We start from the raw sequence: 18,507 nt of genomic DNA, 5'->3' as shown, positions 1-18,507 counted from the left end.
TTCCTGGCCATGGTTCATGATCTCGCTTCCCCAGCAAATGCTGGAATCAGCGTGTCCACGAACAAGGGTCAGGCCCCGCTGTCCCGGGACGGGGTGCGCGTGAGCTGGGACGAGTCCCTGTCGCAGGAGGCCGACGACAGTGCCGACCTGGTGCTGCTGAACCCGCCCTTCCACGACGGCACGGTCGTGGACGCGACCCTCGTGCACGGCCTGCTGGACTCCGCGGCCCGGGTGCTGCGCCCAGGAGGGCAGCTGTGGTTCGTCCACAACTCCCACCTCCGCTACCGCGCCGAGCTCGAGGCCCGCGTCGGCACCGTGCAGCAGCGCGCCCGCGACCGCCGCTTCACCGTGCTCAGCGCGGTGCGCTGACCCGGCCCGTGCGCCGGGCACGCGCCGTGGCCCCCGCCGAGGATGTCAGGATCCGAACCATGCCCAGCCCGGAGCTGGTTCGGATCCTGACGATCCCGGCTGTGCGGTTGTGCGGTTGTGCGGTTGTGCGGTTGTGCGGTTGTGCGGTTGCGCGGTTGTGCGGGTGTGCGGCTGTGCCGCGGTGCGGCCGCGGTGGTCAGCTGACCAGGCTGCGCAGCACCGAGGCGAACATCCCCAGACCGTCGGTGCCCGAGCGGGTGCCTTCCCCGGGCTGGTCCGGACCGAAACCGACCTCGACCGCGTGCTCGGGATGCGGCATCAGGCCCACCACGTTGCCCGCGGCGTTGGTGATCCCGGCGATGTCATGGCGCGACCCGTTGGGGTTCGCCTCGAAACCGGCGGGGCCGTGCGTGGCGCCGGCGGCGTAGCGGAACACCACCCGGCCCTCGCCCTCGAGCTCGGCGAGCGTGCGCTCATCGGCGACGTACTGGCCGTCCTGGTTCTTCAGCGGGATCCGGATCACCTGACCCGCCTCGTATCCGGCGGTCCAGGCGGTGCGGTTGTTCTCCACCGTGAGGGGCTGGTCGCGGCAGAGGAACGCACGATGGGCGTTCTTGATCATCGCGCCGGGCAGCAGGTGCGTCTCGCACAGGATCTGGAAGCCGTTGCAGATGCCGAGCACCGGCATCCCGCCCGCCGCGGCGTCGACCACCTTCTCCATCACCGGGGCGAAACCGCTGATGGCGCCGGCGCGCAGGTAGTCGCCGTAGGAGAAGCCGCCGGGCAGCACCACGGCCTCGACGCCCTGCAGATCATCCTCGCCGTGCCACAGCGCGACCGCTTCTCCGCCGGCGATCCGCACCGCGCGCAGCGCGTCCCGGTCATCCAGCGTGCCCGGGAAGGTCACCACACCGATGCGCATCAGGCCCGTGCCTTCCCCTCGGCCGCGTCCTCGACGTCGATCGAGACGACGTCCTCGATGACGGGGTTGGACAGCAGGGTCTCCGCAGCCTCGCGCAGGGAGGCGAGCACCTGCTCGGTGACCTCGCCCTCGACCTCGAGCTCGAATCGCTTGCCCTGGCGCACCGAGGCGATGCCCTCGAAGCCCAGACGGGGGAGCGCGGCGGCGACCGCCTTGCCCTGCGGGTCGAGGATCTCCGGCTTGGGCATGACGTGGACCACGACACGTGGCATGGGTGCTCTCCTGGGGGACGACGGCCGCGGGACGCGGTCCGGGCGGGTGCGGGATGCAGGGGCGGGCGCGGTCGGCGCACGGGGCGGCCGACGGGACGGGCCCGACCCCCACATGGTACCGAGCCGGAGCCGAGCGGCGGCGGGCTGGCCACGGTGGGATCCGCCTCCGGGCCGGAAGGCGACCGCGCGGCGACGACTCGACGACTCAGCCCAGTCCGCCCCTGGGCAGGAGCCGTCCGCGGCGATATGTTCGAGGCACACCTGACCTCGCACCCCGGAGGACCCGATGAAGATCCGCCACCTCGTCCATTCGTGCCTGCTCGTGGAGATCGCCGGGCGGCGCCTGCTCGTGGATCCCGGCGGCTTCAGCGCCGAGGCCGTGCGCGGCCTGGATGCTGAGCTGCTGTCGGGCCTGGACGCGGTGCTGATCACGCACGAGCATCCCGATCACCTCGACCGGGCGTTGCTCCAGGAGGTGCTGGACCGGGCCGGGGACGCCGAGGTGCTCGCCGAGCCGGAGACGGCCGCGCTGCTCGCCGAGCCCGCGGGCGATGCCGCCGCGGTCCCGGCGCAGCGCCTGCTGGCCCTCGCCGCCGGGGATGTGCACGAGCTGCCCGCGGCACCGGGCGAGCAGGCGGTGCGCATCGAGGCCGTCGGCGGCAGCCACGCAGTCATCCATCCGGACCTCCCCCGGGTGGGCAACTCGGGCCTGGTGCTCTCCGCCGGGGACGGTCCCCGTCTCGGCATCACCGGCGACTCGCTCGAACCGGTCCCGCAGTTCCGCGGCATCGACGTGCTCGCCTTCGCGGTGGTCGCCCCCTGGTCGAAGATCGGCGAGACCATCGACTTCCTGCGCGCCGTCGGCCCGGTGCTCGCGCTGCCTGTGCACGAGGCGATCGCGAGCGACGCGGGCCGCCCGATCTTCCTGCGCCAGGCCACGAACCTCGCCCCCGAGGGCACCGAGGTGCGCGACTGGCCGACCGACGGGGTCATCGAGATCGGCGCGGACTGAGCACGCCGCGGCGAGCAGATCAGGAGGCCGGCGAGATGCAGGAGCTGCCGGGCAGGCCGAGGCCCGCCGACCGGGTCGCCCGGGCGATGCGGGCGGTGCCGCGGGCACGTTTCCTCCCCGCCCCGCTCCGCCATCGGGCGGGGGAGGACGCCCCGCTGCCGATCGGCGAGGGGCAGACCAACTCGCAGCCCACCACCGTGGAGACCATGCTCCGCCTGCTCGATGTGCGCGAGGGGCACCGGGTGCTCGACCTCGGAGCCGGCTCCGGATGGACCACCGCCCTGCTCGCCCATCTCGTCGGCCCCGAGGGGGAGGTGCTGGGGATCGAGCGGCAGCAGCGGCTCCTGGACCCGGCCCGCACCGCGCTCGCCGAGACCGTGCCCGAGGGCCGGGCGAGGATCCGGGCCGCCCGGCCCGGGGTGCTCGGCGCCCCCGAGGACGCGCCCTTCGACCGCATCCTCGTCTCCGCCGGAGCCGGCCGCCTGCCGCCCACGCTGCCCGCGCAACTGGGCGAGGACGGGATCCTGGTCATCCCCGTCGCCCAGCAGATGCGACGGATCACCCGCCGCGGCGACACGCTGGAGGAGACCGTCCACGGGGCCTATCTCTTCGTGCCGCTCATCGAGGACCCTTCGTGAGCCGAGCCGGTTACGGGAGGGTCCATCGCCTGGACGCCGTGCACGGGAAGGACCGCTGCGGTGAGGGCGGCCGCGTGCACGGGAGTCCGGTAGGCCGGGCTGAGAGGGAGTTCTCGAACTCCGACCGTAGAACCTGATCCGGATCATGCCGGCGCAGGGAGCTCCGCCGAGCGAATGTCGCCGCGCGCCCGTGCCCGTCTGGAAAGGCACGGACCGTGATCCCCGCTCCTGTCGACGCCTCCGCACCCACCACCGCTCCCGCCGCAGATCCCGGTGGGCCGCCGCCCGCTGCCGGGCCGGGCCCCGCCCGGCGGCGCTCCGGCCCGGCTCAGAACTCCTGGCCGGTGAGGCGCTCGTACGCCTCGACGTATCGCTGCCGGGTCTGGGCGACCACCTCGGCCGGCAGCGCCGGCGGGGCGTCGGTGGAGCCCTTGGACCAGCCGGAGGCCGGGGAGGTCAGCCAGTCCCGCACGAACTGCTTGTCCAGGCTGGGAGGGGTGCGGCCCGGGGTGAAGGTGTCCGCGGACCAGAACCGGCTGGAATCCGGGGTGAGCACCTCGTCGCCGAGCATCAGGGTGCCGTCGATCCGGGAGTGGCCGAACTCGAGCTTGGTGTCGGCGAGGATGATGCCCCGCTCGTCGGCGATCCGCCGGGCCCGCTCGAACACCGCCAGGGTGAGGGACTCCAGCTGCTCGGTCAGATCCTCGCCCAGCAGCTCCCGGGCCTGGGCGACGGTGATGTTCTCGTCATGCTCCCCGGGCGCGGCCTTCGTCGAGGGCGTGAAGATCGCAGGCTCCAGGCGGGAGGCCTCGGCCAGCCCGCTCGGCAGCACGTGACCGCCCACCGAGCTGCCGGCACGGTAGTCGGCCAGGCCCGAGCCGGTCAGATGGCCGCGGGCGATGCACTCCAGCTCCACCATGTCCAGGCCGCGGCAGCGCACCGCACGACCGGCCACGGCGCCGGGGACGTCGGTCCCGGAGAGCACATGATGGGGGACGATCTCCGCCAGCTGTGCGAACCAGAACAGGCTGATCCCGGTGAGCAGCCGGCCCTTGTCGGGGATGCCGGGCTGGAGGGAGTGGTCGTAGGCGCTGATGCGGTCGGTCGCGACCACCAGCACCTCCTCGGCGGCCGAGGGCTCCACCCCGGCGGGGACGTACAGCTCACGGACCTTGCCGGAGACGATGTGGTCCCAGCCCTCCAGCTGCGGGGCCTCGATCAGCGGTGCGGTGCTGGTGCTCATGCGGTCTCCTCCGACGCCGCGGGGGCGGTGTGCGCAGCAGCTGCGGCGCGGCGGGCGATATCGGTGCGGTGGTGGCTGCCCTCGAGGACGATCTCCTCGGTCGCCGCGAGCGCCCGGGAGCGGGCCTGCTCGAGGTCGGCGCCGGTGGCGACCACCGACAGCACCCGGCCGCCGGCGCTGACCAGCGCGCCGTCCGCGGCGGCGGTGCCGGCGTGGATGACATGTGCGCCGAGGTCCTCGCAGGCCTCGATCCCGGTGATCGGGTCCCCGGAGCGGGTGGCGGCGGGGTAGCCGGCGCAGGCGAGGACCACGGTCACCGCGGCGTCCTCGCTCCAGCTCAGCTCCGTCTCCTCGGCGAGTTCGCCGCGGGCGGCGGCCAGCAGCAGCGGGGCGAAGGGGGAGGTGAGCCGCTCGAGGACCACCTGGGTCTCGGGGTCGCCGAAGCGGGCGTTGAACTCCACCACCCGCAGCCCGCGCGAGGTGAGCGCCAGCCCGCAGTACAGAACCCCCACGAAGGGGATGCCGCGGGCGGCGAGCTCCGCGATCGTCGGGCGGGCGACCGTCTCCAGCACCTCGTCGGTCAGGCCCGCCGGCGCCCAGGGGAGCGGGGAGTAGGCGCCCATCCCGCCGGTGTTGGGGCCCTCGTCCTCGTCCAGCGCGCGCTTGAAGTCCTGCGCGGGGGCCAGCGGGACCACGCGGGTGCCGTCGCTGACGCAGAACAGGGAGACCTCGGGACCGTTCAGGTACTCCTCGAGCACCACCTGGCCGCCGGCAGTCAGCACCGCCTCGGCATGGACGATCGCGGCCGCACGGTCCTCGGTGACCACTACGCCCTTGCCGGCGGCGAGCCCGTCGGCCTTGACCACGAAGGGCACATCGCCCAGGGGGTTGACCCGGTCCAGTCCGGCCTCGAGCTGCGCGAGCCCGGTGACGGTGACCGAGGCGGCGGTGGGGACCCCGGCCGCGGCCATGATCTCCTTCGCCCAGGACTTCGAGCCCTCGAGCACCGCGGCGGCGGCGGACGGGCCGAACACCGTCAGACCGGCCTCCCGCAGACGGTCGGCGGCACCGGCCACCAGCGGTGCTTCGGGGCCGATCACCACCAGATCGGGCTGCAGCTCGCGGGCCAGGCGCACCTGGGCGTCGAGATCGTTGGTGGCGACCTCGTGGCAGGTCGCGAGCTGCGCGATGCCGGGATTGCCGGGCGCGGCGTGCAGCTCAGGGGCGGGATGGTCTGCGGCGAGACGCCGGATGATCGCGTGTTCGCGACCTCCGGAGCCGATGACGAGGATCTTCACGCGGCTCAGCGTACCCAGCAGGCCCCCGGCGCCGAATACCTGCCCGCACTGCGGAGAATGCGGAGCCGGAGGAGGGGCAGGCGGGCTCGCCTCGGTGGTCGACGGGACGTTCCGCTCCCGCGCCGTTACGATCGCTCCCATGCCCGTCGACCTCCCGCACGTGTCCGCGCCCGCACCGGCACCCGCTGCCGGCGACCGCGTCACGACCCGCCTGCGACTGGACCTCTCCTACGACGGCACCGACTTCCACGGCTGGGCCGCCCAGCCCGGTCAGCGCACCGTCCAGGGCGAGCTGGAGAAGGCGCTGGGCAGGATCGCCCGGGTCCCCGCCCGGGTCACGGTCGCCGGTCGCACCGATACCGGGGTGCACGCGCGCGGGCAGGTCTGCCATCTGGACCTGCCCGACACCGTGCTCGCCACCCTTCCCGGACGCTCCGACCGCAGTCCCGCCGAGGCGCTCGTGACCCGGCTCGCCGGGGTGCTGCCGGGGGACGTGGTCGTCCACGTGGCCCGCGAGGTCACGGAGGACTTCGATGCCCGCTTCGGTGCGCTGTGGCGCCGCTACCGCTACCGGATCTCCGACGGCCCCGCCGCCCACGATCCGCTGCGCCGGGACGTGCTGCGCCACCGTCGGCCCTTGAACGTCGCCGCGATGTCGAGGGCGTCCGCCGCGCTGGTGGGCGAGCACGACTTCCTCTCCTTCTGCAAGCCGCGGGCGGGGGCGACCACGATCCGTGAGCTGCGGGAGCTGCGCTGGGAGCGTCCCGGGGAGGGCCGGGCCGACGAGGGCCTGATCGTCGCGACCGTCGTCGCCGATGCCTTCTGCCACCACATGGTCCGCTCCCTGGTGGGCGCGTTGATCGGGGTCGGAGAGGGCCGACGGGACGAGGACTGGCCCGCGCAGGTGCTCGCCGCCCGCACCCGGGTCTCCCCGACCCGGGACGGCGCCGGCTCCGCGCCGCTGTGCCCGCCGCAGGGCCTCACCCTGGACCACGTCGCCTATCCGCCGGACGAGGAGCTCGCCGCCTGGGCCGCGCGCACCCGCACCCTGCGCCAGCCGCTGTCGCTGGACCCGTCGGAGTCCGCGGAGACCGATTGAGCCCGGTCACGGAGCGGGACCGGACCGGGCGCAGATCACATCGCCAACTGCCGCTCCGCGTTGACGCTCCACTCGGGGGCCCCGTAGGATGGGCGGTCGTTGTGCCTCGATGTGTGCCCGACTCCGCTGCCGTTCTTCATCGTCCGGCGCGATTGGGGATCTCACCCACATCCAGGACCGTCGTCGCGTCGTGAGCGGAACGGTCCGGGTCCAACCACAGGGGCCATGCTTTTACCCGAAGGAAGCGTGCCCACGGTCCATCGAACCGTGCCTGGTCGGCGTCCCGCCGCCCGGGCACCACGACGAGAGAAGAAGGCACGAGTGCGTACGTTCAGCCCGAAGCCCGGCGATGTCGAGCGTTCCTGGTACGTCATTGACGCAAACGATGTCGTCCTCGGCCGGCTCGCTTCCCAGGCTGCCCAGCTCCTGCGGGGAAAGCACAAGCCGGTCTTCGCACCCCATGTGGATGCAGGCGACTTCGTGATCATCATCAACGCTGACAAGGTCGCGCTGACCGGAAACAAGCGGGAGGCGAAGCTCGCCTACCGCCACTCCGGCTACCCCGGCGGCCTCCGCGGCACCCCCTACTCCGAGCTGCTCGAGAAGAACCCCGAGCGCGCAGTGGAGAAGGCCATCCGCGGCATGCTCCCCAAGAACAAGCTCGCTGATCAGCAGATCAAGAAGCTGAAGATCTACTCGGGCTCCGAGCACCCGCACGCCGCTCAGCAGCCCGTTCCGTTCACCATCGATCAGGTGGCGCAGTAAGCGGGTGCCCCGCCACTCCGCCCTGCCGCACGGAAGAACCAAGGAGAACCGTGACTGAGACCACCCCCGAAACGACCGAGGTTCTCGAGGACGTGACCGAAGAGTCGGCCCCCTCGAACTTCACCACCGAGTCGACCGGCGAAGCCGCCGTCGGCGCCGGCCAGTCCGCGATCGCACCGGGCTACGGCACCGGTCGTCGCAAGCGCGCGATCGCTCGCGTGCGCCTGATCCCCGGCTCCGGCCAGTGGACCCTGAACGACCGCAGCCTCGAGGACTTCTTCCCGAACAAGCTGCACCAGCAGGAGATCAACGATCCGTTCACGGCTCTCGACCTCCAGGGCCGCTTCGACGTGATCGTCCGCGTCCACGGCGGCGGCCCGTCGGGTCAGGCCGGGGCCGTGCGCCTCGGTGTGGCCCGCGCGCTGAACCAGATCGACGAGGAGACCAACCGCGCGACCCTCAAGAAGGCAGGCTTCCTGCGCCGCGATGATCGCATCATCGAGCGCAAGAAGGCCGGTCTGAAGAAGGCCCGCAAGGCGCCTCAGTACTCCAAGCGCTGATCGGCTGCGGGGCACTGCTCCGCACCGCCCACGCAGTACACGCGATGCCCTCGACCTCCGGGTCGAGGGCATCGTTGCGTGCGGGGGCTTGCCTCTGTGCCACGACCGGTTCGATCCGGGCGCATGGTGCGGGCGGAGCCAGTGGCAGGCGTCGGGCCGCCGTCGTAGGATCGAGATATGTCCGCGAAGCTGACGCAGTACGTAGAGGCCGGCTACTCACTCACCCCGGAGGAGCGCCTGGCCGCCGCCCGCATGCTCCGGCTCAGCGTGGATCAGGACTCCCGCCACGAGACGGTCGAGGTCGAGGCTGCATGGCGCGGGGAGGTCGGCCATCGGGTCGACACCGTGCTCGCAGGAGAGGTGGAGCTGGTCGATGCGGAGGAGACGTACCGGATGCTCTCGGCGGAGCTCGCCTCGAAGCACCGGTGAGGTTCACTCAGCGGGAGCACCCCGAGGCGCGCGATGAGCTGCGCGCAGGAGCCCTCTGGTACGACGATCCGGCCACCGGCCAGGAACTGCTCGACGCCACTCTCCACGCACGGCGCAGCATTGCGGCAGCGCCCGATGCCTGGCCACCGTTCGGGATCGAGGATCGGCTGCCGGTGGTACGGAAGAAGAGGGTGCGTGGCTTCCCCTATCTGGTGATCTATTACGTGATGGCCAGCGAGATCGTGATCGTCGCGTACGCGCACGAGAAGCGACTTCCCGGCTATTGGGCGCAGCGGGTGGAGAAGTTGACGTGAGCTCTCCACGCAGCGAAGGGGCCCGGGCCGGCGACGCTCATTGCGCGGGGTCCGATCCGGGAGAGCACGTCAGGCCCCGCCGTTGGTGGACGGGTCCGCTCGACGTCGAACAGCTGGCGTGGAGCTCCGTGCAGCGAGCCCGGGACGCCGCCGCGGAGATCGCTGCCGCTCGGGGGCTCGACCTGGACCTCGACACCACCCCGGAGCTGATCTCCGCGTCATTCGCCGCGATCGATCACTTGCGCATCGATGGGCGCTCCCCGCAGCCGTGGGGTGAGTTCTCCGGGTTCGTCGCGGCGCGTGACGGCTGGGTGCGCCTGCACGGGAACTACCCCCATCACGCCTCGGCGCTCCGCGAGGTGCTGGGCGTGGATGACCGGTCAGGACTCGAGCGCGAGATCGGACGGCTCGACGCGGCGGAGGTCGAGGCGCGCATCTCCGCTGCCGGCGGGATCGCCGTCGCCGTGCGGACCGAGGAGCAGTGGCGCCGGCATCCGCACGCGGTGGCCACCGCGGAGGAGCCCTGGTCGCGAGTCGAAGATCGTGGTGAGCGATCGGCGCTGAGCGCCGTCGGGCACGCAGGTGGGGACACAGAATGCGGGCCGCTGCCGCTGGCCGGTGTGCGCGTGCTGGATCTAACCCGGGTGATCGCGGGGCCGACCTGCACCCAGCTGCTCGCCTGCCTGGGCGCGGACGTGCTGCGCATCGATCCGCCGCACCGGCCCGAGATCCTCGACCAGCATCTCTCCACCGGGATGGGCAAGCGCTCGACGGTGCTGGACCTGCGGCGGCGTGAGGAGGCGGACCGGGTGCGCGCCCTGGGCGGGGAGGCGGACGTGATCCTGGACGGCTACCGTCCCGGGGCTCTCGAACGCCTCGGATTCGGGATCACGGACCTCGAGCAGCTCGCTCCGCAGGCAGTGATCCTCTCGCTCTCCGCCTGGGGAGAGCACGGCCCGTGGGGGCGGCGCGCAGGCTTCGACTCGATCGTGCAGGCCGCCACGGGGATCGCGGCGCACTGCGGCACCGAGGAGCGCCCGGGTGCGCTTCCGGTGCAGGCCCTCGATCACGCCACCGGCCACCTGATGGCCGCGCACGCCCTCGAAGCGCTCGCCCGGGGGCGTGCGGTCACGGTGCGGGCGAATCTGCTCGGGGCGGCACGAACCTTGCTGGATCTGCCGGCGCCGACGGGGGAGCTGGCGGCACTCGGGGTGCCGCGACGGCGTGTGTCGTCCGAGGCCGGGGTGCTCCAGGCCGTCCCGCCGCCGCTCACCCTGGACGGCCGCACCCTGGCGCAGGACGTCGGGCGGTACGGTGCGGGGCGCGCGGTGTGGAGAGCCTGACCAGCCGGGGGGCCAGCCCGAGGCGCGGGTCGATGCCTCTGCCCCCTTCACCCTTGGGCGGTATCGGCGGAACGGGCGGGATGAGTTGGGGTGTCGTCGTCCGTAACCCCGGCTGCCGGCCGCCCGCTCAGCTCAGCTGAGCAGCTCCTTCAGGTCCTCTGCCGTCACCGCGGAGCGGAACGCCTCGCCGCCGTCCGTGAGGGCGTCGAACAGCTCGGCCTTGCGGCGCTGCAGTGCGAGCACCTTCTCCTCGATGGTGTCTTCGGCGATCATCCGATACACCATCACCTGGCGCTCCTGGCCGATGCGGTGGGCGCGGTCCACGGCCTGGTTCTCCGCGGCGGGGTTCCACCACGGGTCCAGCAGGAAGACGTAGTCCGCCTCGGTGAGGGTGAGGCCGAAACCGCCCGCCTTCAGCGAGATCAGGAACACCGGGGCGTCGCCCTCGCGGAAGCCGGTCACCGCCGCGTCACGATCCCGGGTGGAGCCATCCAGGTGCGCGTAGCGCACCTCGCGCCGCTCCAGCTCGGCCGCGACCCGATCGAGGTAGGAGGTGAACTGGCTGAACAGCAGCACCCGGTGCCCGTCGCCGATCACCTCCTGGAGCCGGTCGAACAGCGCCTCCAGCTTCGAGCTGGGCACATCGGCGTACTCCTCGGCGTCCACCAGCGACGGATCCAGCGCCAGCATCCGCAGCAGGGTCAGGGAGCGGAACACGATGAAGCGGCTGCGGTCCAGATCGGTGTCGATCAGACCCAGCACCTTCTTCCGCTCCCGCTGCAGCACCGTGTCGTAGACCGCGCGATGCTCCGGCGAGAGGGTCACCGTGAGCACCTGCTCGCGCTTCTCCGGCAGCTCCGCGGCGACCAGCTCCTTGGTGCGGCGCAGCAGGAAGGGCCGCACCCGGCGGCGCAGCAGCTCCATCCGCCCGGGATGATCACCGGTCTCGATCGGCAGCGTGTATCGCTTGCGGAACCCGAGCGCGGTGCCCAGCAGGCCCGGGGCGACCAGGTCGAAGATCGCCCACAGGTCATCCAGCGAGTTCTCCATCGGGGTGCCCGTGATCGCCAGGCGGAAGCCCGCGCGCACACCCTTCGCCGCCCGGTGGGTGCGGGAGCGGCGGTTCTTCACGAACTGCGCCTCGTCGAGCACGAAGCCCTGGAAGGGCGCGCCGGCGAAGTCCTCCTCGTCGATCCGCAGCACCGAGTAGCTGGTGACCACCACATCCGCGCCGACCATCGCCGCGGCCAGATCCGTGCCGCGGGAGGCGGTGGTGCGGTCTAGCACCCGCACCGTGAGCCCCGGGGTGAAGCGCTCCGCCTCGCGCCGCCACACCGGCAGCACCGAGGCCGGGGCGACCACCAGGAACGGCGGGTCCTCGGGGGCCTGCTCGCGGGCACGGGCGATCAGGGCGAGAGTCTGGACGGTCTTGCCCAGGCCCATGTCATCGGCCAGCACCCCGCCGAGCCGGTGCGTGAACAGGAAGGCGAGCCAGGTGAAGCCCTCGTGCTGATAGGTCCGGAGCTCGGCCTGCACGGAGCGGGGCAGCGGAGGAGCGGGGGTCTGCTGGAGCGAGCGCAGGGACAGCGCGGTGCGGCTCCACTCCTGGGACGCGACCGTCTCGTCGGCGGCTTCCTGCAGGTCGTCCCACATGTCCACCTGGAAGCGGGAGATCTGCTGCTGCTCGGGCTCCCACTCCGCGAGCGCCTCGCCCTCGCGGATCAGGTCCCGCAGCGCATCGAAGGCCGGATGGTCCAGCGAGAAGTAGGTGCGGTCCGGCATCAGCAGCGTCGAACGGCCCCGGGCGAGGGCCACGAACAGGCTCGGGAACGGGATCTGCCGGCCCTCGATGGTGATCTCGAAGCCGAGGTCGAACCAGTCGTTCTTCCCCGGCGAGGCCTGCTGGGTGATGCGCACGCGCGGATCGCCGTCCAGCTCCCGGTAGGCGTGGCGGGTGCCGGTCACCTCCACCTCGACATGATCCAGCGCGGCGAGATCGTCGAGCACGTGCTCGGTGAAGCGGGCGGTGTCGGTGCCGCTGAGCAGCTCGGGCGTGTCGGTGGGGGAGTGCGGCCACAGACTCATCGCCTCGGCGATCACGGCCTCCTCATGGGCGAGGTCGCGGTGGGCGCCGTGGCGCTGGTCCATCGGCAGCTGCCGGTCCGGCTCGTGGTAGCGCCAGGACCAGCGCAGGGAGAGACGGTCCCCGGAGGCGTAGCCGGCGCTCAGGTGCAGGGTAGGTCGGCGCGCCGCGGGCAGCTCGACGCTGCCGTCGTCACTGGTGATCGTGGTCAGGGCGCGCAGCTGCGGGTAGGCGATCTCGAGGAAGATCTCGCGGTCCGCGGGCGGCACCACCAGCGGCTGTCGGCGGTGCAGCAGGGTGCGCAGCGCCCGGGGCACGGCAGCGCTGAGCGGGGCGAGGCGGGCCAGGAGCTGCTCCTCGGCGAGCTCCTCGACGTCCAGCACCCCGGAGGCGCCCAGCAGCCTTCCCTGCGCCACCGGCCGGCCACCGATGCTGATGCGCGGGGTGACCTGCAGCTCCTGGGAAGGACCGCGGGTCTGCAGGTCCAGGCCCACCTCTCCACCGCCCACCAGCTCGATCGCGGCGAGACCGGCGCCGGGCAGGAACTCCACCCCGGCGGCGCGGGCGTGCTCGAGGGACTGCCACAGCAGCGGCGAGGTGATGGAGTTCAGCCAGAGGTGCTCGATCGCGCCGCTGGAGTAGGAGCGCTCGACCGAGGCCGCCGCGAAGAGGCGGGTCAGGGCCTCTCCGTGGGCCGGATCGTACTCCCGCCCGGCCAGCCGGTATTCGAAGCTGCGCCAGGACAGGTCGCCCTTGATCCAGGTGCCCTTGCGTCCCCGGGTCAGGGGTCGCATCCCCAGCCACAGCTCCGCGCCGGAACCCAGGTGCGCGGCGGTCGCGGTCTCCCGGTGGTGGCGGGAGGTGCCGGTCCCGGAGGTGCCCGCCTCGAGGTCGAAGCGCAGTGCGAGCGGTCGCGGGAGGCCCGAGGCCGACGGTCCCTCGCTGCCGGTGGCGCCGGTGGTGACCGACGAGTTCAGCAGCGGCCGCAGCACGCTGCGCCATTCGGCGGGCGGGCTCTCCTGCATCGCCTGGGTGCCCAGGTCGTTGACCCGGTACAGGGTCGCCGCGACGTGCACGCACGACTCCCCGACGAGGCAGTCGCAGCCCGAGCGGCGCGGGCGCCACAGCCCACCGGGCCCCGGGGCGTGGAAGCGGCGGGAGACGGAGTCGTCCTCGTACTCGGCCAGCTCCACCTCGGCGCGGTGGACGGCGCCGTCCTCGTCGGCGACCCCCGCCGACACGACCGAGGTGGCCGGGTCCCAGGTGACATCGCTGACCCGGCCCGCCCGGGCGGCGCCGAGGCCGCGGCTCGCGGTGCGATCGCCCACGTGATGGCTGATCGCGGAGGGCAGCAGTCGAGGGAGCAGGACGGGATCGGGCATCCCTCCAACGTAGCCCCCGGCCCGCCGCCGTGACGAGGAACGGGAGCGGCGGGCAGGCCCTCAGCGGGTAGTCTCACAGCGGACACCGGCGCGGAGGCCGCGCGGCGCTGCCGCGCAGCAGCTGCCCGTCGGCCCCCAGACACCGATCCTCATGAGGAGAACCCTGTGGCACGACTCTTCGGCACCGACGGAGTGCGCGGACGCGCGAACGGCGACATCACCGCGGAGCTCGCGGTCGAGCTGAGCGTGGGCGCGGCCCATGTGCTCGGCACGCTGGGCGCCTTCGGCGGCACCCGGCCCCGCGCGATCGTCGCCCGCGACACCCGTCCCTCCGGCGATTTCCTCTCCGCCGCGGTGTGCGCGGGGCTCGCCGCCGCCGGGATCGACGTGCTCGATGCCGAGGTGCTGCCCACCCCGGGGCTGGCGTATCTGGTGCAGTCCACCGGCGCGGATCTGGGCGTGATGATCTCCGCCTCCCACAACCCCGCCCCGGACAACGGCATCAAGTTCTTCGCCCGCGGCGGCACCAAGCTGCCCGACGAGGTCGAGGACGCCATCGAGGCCCGTCTCGGCGAGCAGTGGGACCGCCCCCAGGGCACCGACGTGGGCACCATCAGCCGCTTTCAGGGCGCGGTCGAGGCCTACGTCGAGCACCTGGTCTCCACCGTGGATCGTTCGCTCGAGGGGCTCACCGTGGTCGCCGACTGCGCCAACGGTGCCTCCCACCTCACCGGGCCCGAGGCGCTGCGCCGCGCCGGCGCGAGGGTGCACGTGATCGGGGACCTCAGCGACGGCGGCCTGATCAACGACGGTGTGGGGTCCACCCACCTCGGCCCGCTGCAGGCCGCGGTGCTCGAGCACGGCGCGGACATCGGCGTCGCCTTCGATGGCGACGCGGACCGCTGCCTCGCGGTCGCCGCCGACGGCGAGATCATCGACGGAGACCAGATCATGGCGATCCTCGCCCTGGACCTCAAGGAGCGCGGTCAGCTCTACGACGACACCCTGGTGGTGACCGTCATGAGCAACCTCGGCCTGAAGCTCGCCATGAAGCAGCACGGGATCGTCCTGGCTCAGACCGGCGTGGGCGACCGCTACGTGCTCGAGGAGATGAACCTCGGCGGCTACTCCATCGGAGGCGAGCAGTCCGGCCACGTGATCATCGCCGAGCACGCCACCACCGGCGACGGCGAGCTCACCGCCCTGCACCTGCTGCAGCGGATGGCCGAGACCGGCCGCCCCGCCCGCGAATTGGCGAATGTCATGACCCGCCTCCCGCAGGCGCTGCTCAACGTCAAGGACATCGACAAGGCCAAGGCCACCATCGACCGCGGGGTCGCCGACGCGATCGCCGCCGCCGAGGCCGAGCTGGGGGAGACCGGCCGCGTGCTGCTGCGCCCCTCGGGCACCGAGCCGGTGGTGCGCGTGATGGTCGAGGCCCCCACCGACGAGCAGGCGTCCGAGCTGGCCGAGCGTCTCGCCGTCATCGTCCGGGAGCGCGTGGGGCTCTGAGGCTGGGCGCTCCGGGAGCGCGGTGACGCCTCGCCGCTCACCTGAAGCGAGTTTTGTACGTGGAGGACCGATGCCGAGCTCGGCATCGGTCCTCCACGTAAATTTCTTTGGCGCTGTGCCGGGCAGTACCCGGCAGTGACCGCCCCGCTCACACCTTCCGCAGCAGCACCGAGTGCACCCGGTGCCGGCCGTCCTTGCGCAGCACCAGGTCGGCGCGGCCGCGGGTGGGGACGACGTTCTCGGTGAGGTTCGGGCCGTTGATCGAGCGCCAGATCCCCAGTGCCGTCTCCTTGGCCTCCTGGTCGGTGAGGTCCGCGTAGCGGCGGAAGTAGGAGCGGGGGTTGGAGAACGCCGTCTGCCGCAGCTGGAGGAAGCGGTTCACGTACCAGCGCTGGACGTCCTCGAGGCGCGCATCGACGTAGACGGAGAAGTCGAAGAAGTCCGAGACGGCCATCCCCAGCCGGCCGTCGCGGCGCGGCCGGGCCGGCTGCAGCACGTTCAGCCCCTCCACGATCAGCACGTCCGGGCGCTCGACGACCACCCGCTCGTCCTCGAGGATGTCGTAGGTCAGGTGCGAGTAGACGGGCGCCGAGACGCGCTCCTGCCCGGCCTTCACATCCGCCACGAAGCGCAGCAGGCGGCGCCGGTCGTAGCTCTCGGGGAAGCCCTTGCGCTGCAGGAGACCGCGGGATTCGAGCACCGCGTTGGGGTAGAGGAAGCCGTCGGTGGTCACCAGCTGCACCTGCGGTGTCTCCGGCCAGCGCGCCATCAGCTCGCGCAGCAGGCGGGCGGTGGTGGACTTGCCGACCGCCACCGAACCGGCCACCCCGATGATGTACGGGGTGCGGTGCTGGTGCTGGTCCAGGAAGCTCTCGCGCGCGCGGCGCAGCGCTTGCGCGGCGGCGACCTGGATGTTCAGCAGGCGCGAGATCGGCCGGTACACGGCATCGACCTCGCTGAGGTCCACCCGGTCGCCGAGCCCGCGCAGCCGGGTCACGTCCTCCTCGGACAGCGGCAGCGGGGTCTGCAGCGACAGACGCGCCCAGTCCTCCCGGGAGATCTCCTCGAACGGGGTGACGGTGCTCGACGTCGACGCGGACTTCATGGCGCTGATTGTCCCAGCATCCGGGGCCGCACCGTGCACACACTCGCGAAGCGCGATCAGGACGTCGCGCCGGGGCCCGCTCCCGGCCCGGCAGCGGTCATCCCCGTGCAGCCTCGGATGCTCATTTCTGATCGCTCCGAGGTGTCGGCGGCCAGGGGTGCGCGCCGCACGGCCCGGAGGTGAGGAAGGCCTCGCGCCGATCCGGCGCGAGTGCCTCTCGTCGCCGCGCTGATCGTTAGCGTGAGCCCCATGTGTGGAATCGTCGGATATGCAGGCCCCCGGGCCGAGAACCTCTCCTCCCGTCCCGTGGACGTCGCCCTCCAGGGCCTCGCCCGCCTCGAGTACCGCGGCTACGACTCCGCGGGCGTCGCCGTGATCGACGGCGACGACGTGCGCGTGACCAAGCGCGCCGGCAAGCTCGCCAATCTGCGCGAGGTGCTCGAGGGTGCTGCCGGGACCAGCGGCCAGGTCTCCATCGCCCATACCCGCTGGGCCACCCACGGCGGCCCCACCGATGTCAACGCCCACCCTCATCTCGGCGGGCGCGAGGGCGAGCTCGCCGTCGTGCACAACGGCATCATCGAGAACTTCGCGAGCCTGCGCGCCGAGCTCGAGCAGGACGGGTTCTCCTTCCTCTCCGAGACCGACTCCGAGGCCGCCGCCCATCTGGTGGCCCGCGAGATGGAGCAGACCGGGGACCTCACCGAGGCGATGCGGCGCGCCGCCGCCTCCCTCGAGGGCGCCTTCACCCTGCTGGCCGTGCACAAGGGCGCACCGGACACGGTCGTCGCCGCCCGCCGCAACTCCCCGCTGGTGGTGGGTCTCGGCGCGGGCGAGAACTTCCTCGGCTCCGATGTCGCGGCCTTCGTGGACTCCACCAAGGAGGCCCTCGAGATCGGCCAGGACCAGGTGGTCACCGTCACCGCGAACTCCGTCGCGATCATCGACTTCGAGGGCACCGAGGTCACCGATGCGAAGCGCTTCACCATCGAGTGGGATGCCGTGGCGGCGCAGAAGGGCGGCTTCGACTCCTTCATGGCCAAGGAGATCCACGAACAGGCCAGCGCCGTCGCGGACACCCTGCGCGGCCGTCTCGAGGACGGGGCGCTGCGGCTGGACGAGATGGACATCGACCCCTCGGTGCTGCGCAGCATCGACAAGATCGTGGTGGTCGCCTGCGGCACCGCCGCCAACGCCGGGGCGGTCGCGAAGTACGCGATCGAGCACTGGTGCCGCATCCCCACCGAGGTCGAGCTCGCCCACGAGTTCCGCTACCGCGATCCCGTCGTCACCGAGAAGACCCTGGTCGTCGCGATCTCCCAGTCCGGCGAGACGATGGACACCCTGATGGCGGTGCGCCATGCCCGCGAGCAGGGCGCGAAGGTCATCGCGCTGTGCAACACCCGCGGCTCCACCATCCCGCGCGAGGCCGATGCGGCGCTGTACCTGCATGTGGGCCCCGAGATCGCGGTCGCCTCCACCAAGGCGTACCTGGGCCAGATCGCGGCCTGCTACCTGCTGGGCCTGTTCCTCGCCCAGGTGCGCGGCAACCTCTACCCCGACGAGATCGCCGCGCTGATGGCCGACCTCGAGCAGATCCCGGACCAGATCCAGCAGGTCCTCGACAGCTCCGCACAGGTCGAGCAGCTCGCCCGCGACATGCAGGACGCCACCAGTGTGCTGTTCCTGGGCCGCCACGTCGGCTACCCGACCGCGATGGAGGGCGCCCTCAAGCTCAAGGAGATCGCCTACATCCACGCCGAGGGCTTCGCCGCCGGTGAGCTCAAGCACGGCCCGATCGCCCTGGTCGAGGAGGGGCAGCCGGTGTTCGTCATCGTCCCCTCCCCGAACGGCCGCCACTCCCTGCACTCCAAGGTGGTCTCCAACATCCAGGAGGTGCGCGCCCGCGGCGCCCGCACCCTGGTGATCGCCGAGGAGGGCGATGACGCGGTGCTGCCCTTCGCCGATGAGGTGATCCGGGTGCCCGCCACCCGCACCCTCTTCGCGGCGCTGCTGACGGTGATCCCGCTGCAGATCTTCTCCTGCGAGCTCGCCACCGCGAAGGGCCTGGACGTGGACCAGCCCCGCAACCTCGCCAAGTCCGTCACCGTCGAGTGACCTCGCCCCTTCACCCCTGCCCCGGCCGGGGTGTGATACTGCC

General features: G+C 72.2%; 17 protein-coding genes and 1 riboswitch. Of the genes, 11 read left to right on the top strand and 6 right to left on the bottom strand.

Going from position 1 to position 18,507, the window contains the following annotated elements; all coding sequences use genetic code 11:
* The first annotated feature begins 51 nt into the window (after positions 1 to 51).
* Entirely contained in the window at positions 52 to 369 is a 318-nt protein-coding gene (locus ACHUEU_RS07770; RefSeq protein WP_394215350.1) for a class I SAM-dependent methyltransferase, read from the top strand.
* Positions 370 to 565: 196 nt separating this feature from the next.
* Here ACHUEU_RS07770 and purQ read toward each other — a convergent pair whose 3' ends face one another.
* Positions 566 to 1,291, bottom strand: a complete 726-nt coding sequence (purQ, locus tag ACHUEU_RS07765; RefSeq protein ID WP_394215349.1) for a phosphoribosylformylglycinamidine synthase subunit PurQ — start codon at positions 1,289 to 1,291, stop codon at positions 566 to 568.
* On the bottom strand, positions 1,291 to 1,563 hold the full coding sequence (gene purS, locus ACHUEU_RS07760) for a phosphoribosylformylglycinamidine synthase subunit PurS (protein WP_394215348.1): 273 nt from the start codon (positions 1,561 to 1,563) through the stop codon (positions 1,291 to 1,293). Before purS ends, purQ begins: the two co-directional genes overlap by 1 nt.
* A gap of 286 nt (positions 1,564 to 1,849) precedes the next feature.
* Between purS and ACHUEU_RS07755 the strand changes: the two genes are divergently transcribed.
* Entirely contained in the window at positions 1,850 to 2,575 is a 726-nt protein-coding gene (locus ACHUEU_RS07755) for an MBL fold metallo-hydrolase (protein WP_394215347.1), read from the top strand.
* A 35-nt stretch (positions 2,576 to 2,610) separates the two neighbouring features.
* Positions 2,611 to 3,213 carry a protein-L-isoaspartate O-methyltransferase family protein gene (locus ACHUEU_RS07750; RefSeq protein WP_394215346.1) on the top strand — a complete coding sequence of 201 codons (603 nt, stop codon included), beginning with the start codon at positions 2,611 to 2,613 and terminating at the stop codon, positions 3,211 to 3,213.
* A gap of 68 nt (positions 3,214 to 3,281) precedes the next feature.
* Positions 3,282 to 3,390, top strand: a riboswitch (TPP riboswitch).
* Between the two features lie 151 nt (positions 3,391 to 3,541).
* On the opposite strand, the gene ACHUEU_RS07745 is transcribed toward ACHUEU_RS07750, so the two are convergent.
* Both ACHUEU_RS07745 and purD read right to left on the bottom strand, forming a co-directional pair.
* Positions 3,542 to 4,456, bottom strand: coding sequence for a phosphoribosylaminoimidazolesuccinocarboxamide synthase (locus ACHUEU_RS07745; protein ID WP_394215345.1), 915 nt, complete (start codon positions 4,454 to 4,456; stop codon positions 3,542 to 3,544).
* A complete protein-coding gene (gene purD / locus ACHUEU_RS07740) occupies positions 4,453 to 5,754 on the bottom strand; it encodes a phosphoribosylamine--glycine ligase (protein ID WP_394215344.1) in 1,302 nt (433 codons plus the stop codon). Before purD ends, ACHUEU_RS07745 begins: the two co-directional genes overlap by 4 nt.
* Positions 5,755 to 5,893: 139 nt before the next feature.
* Between purD and truA the strand changes: the two genes are divergently transcribed.
* The 6 genes from truA to ACHUEU_RS07710 all read left to right on the top strand — a co-directional run bounded on the left by truA (position 5,894) and on the right by ACHUEU_RS07710 (position 10,264).
* A complete protein-coding gene (gene truA / locus ACHUEU_RS07735; RefSeq protein WP_394215342.1) occupies positions 5,894 to 6,853 on the top strand; it encodes a tRNA pseudouridine(38-40) synthase TruA in 960 nt (319 codons plus the stop codon).
* A 321-nt stretch (positions 6,854 to 7,174) separates the two neighbouring features.
* Positions 7,175 to 7,618: a 50S ribosomal protein L13 gene (gene rplM, locus ACHUEU_RS07730; protein WP_394215341.1), complete on the top strand. Its 444-nt coding sequence runs from the start codon at positions 7,175 to 7,177 to the stop codon at positions 7,616 to 7,618.
* Between the two features lie 50 nt (positions 7,619 to 7,668).
* On the top strand, positions 7,669 to 8,178 hold the full coding sequence (gene rpsI / locus ACHUEU_RS07725; RefSeq protein ID WP_394215340.1) for a 30S ribosomal protein S9: 510 nt from the start codon (positions 7,669 to 7,671) through the stop codon (positions 8,176 to 8,178).
* A 177-nt stretch (positions 8,179 to 8,355) separates the two neighbouring features.
* On the top strand, positions 8,356 to 8,607 hold the full coding sequence (locus ACHUEU_RS07720; RefSeq protein ID WP_394215339.1) for an addiction module protein: 252 nt from the start codon (positions 8,356 to 8,358) through the stop codon (positions 8,605 to 8,607).
* Positions 8,604 to 8,921 carry a hypothetical protein gene (locus tag ACHUEU_RS07715; RefSeq protein WP_394215338.1) on the top strand — a complete coding sequence of 106 codons (318 nt, stop codon included), beginning with the start codon at positions 8,604 to 8,606 and terminating at the stop codon, positions 8,919 to 8,921. The genes ACHUEU_RS07720 and ACHUEU_RS07715 overlap by 4 nt, the downstream gene beginning before the upstream one ends.
* Before the next feature lie 128 nt (positions 8,922 to 9,049).
* Positions 9,050 to 10,264: a CoA transferase gene (locus ACHUEU_RS07710; RefSeq protein WP_394215337.1), complete on the top strand. Its 1,215-nt coding sequence runs from the start codon at positions 9,050 to 9,052 to the stop codon at positions 10,262 to 10,264.
* A gap of 132 nt (positions 10,265 to 10,396) precedes the next feature.
* Here the strand turns inward: ACHUEU_RS07710 and ACHUEU_RS07705 are convergent, their stop codons facing one another.
* Positions 10,397 to 13,729, bottom strand: coding sequence for a DEAD/DEAH box helicase (locus tag ACHUEU_RS07705; protein ID WP_394215336.1), 3,333 nt, complete (start codon positions 13,727 to 13,729; stop codon positions 10,397 to 10,399).
* A gap of 165 nt (positions 13,730 to 13,894) precedes the next feature.
* Between ACHUEU_RS07705 and glmM the strand changes: the two genes are divergently transcribed.
* Positions 13,895 to 15,241, top strand: coding sequence for a phosphoglucosamine mutase (gene glmM / locus ACHUEU_RS07700; RefSeq protein ID WP_394215335.1), 1,347 nt, complete (start codon positions 13,895 to 13,897; stop codon positions 15,239 to 15,241).
* 148 nt (positions 15,242 to 15,389) lie between these two features.
* Here the strand turns inward: glmM and coaA are convergent, their stop codons facing one another.
* Positions 15,390 to 16,346: a type I pantothenate kinase gene (gene coaA, locus ACHUEU_RS07695; protein ID WP_394215334.1), complete on the bottom strand. Its 957-nt coding sequence runs from the start codon at positions 16,344 to 16,346 to the stop codon at positions 15,390 to 15,392.
* 249 nt (positions 16,347 to 16,595) lie between these two features.
* Between coaA and glmS the strand changes: the two genes are divergently transcribed.
* Entirely contained in the window at positions 16,596 to 18,464 is a 1,869-nt protein-coding gene (gene glmS, locus ACHUEU_RS07690) for a glutamine--fructose-6-phosphate transaminase (isomerizing) (RefSeq protein WP_394215333.1), read from the top strand.
* Positions 18,465 to 18,507: the final 43 nt, after the last annotated feature.

Source organism: Brachybacterium vulturis, from assembly GCF_043641765.1.
Taxonomy (GTDB): domain Bacteria; phylum Actinomycetota; class Actinomycetes; order Actinomycetales; family Dermabacteraceae; genus Brachybacterium; species Brachybacterium vulturis_A.
This window is presented reverse-complemented; position numbering and strand designations above follow the sequence as displayed.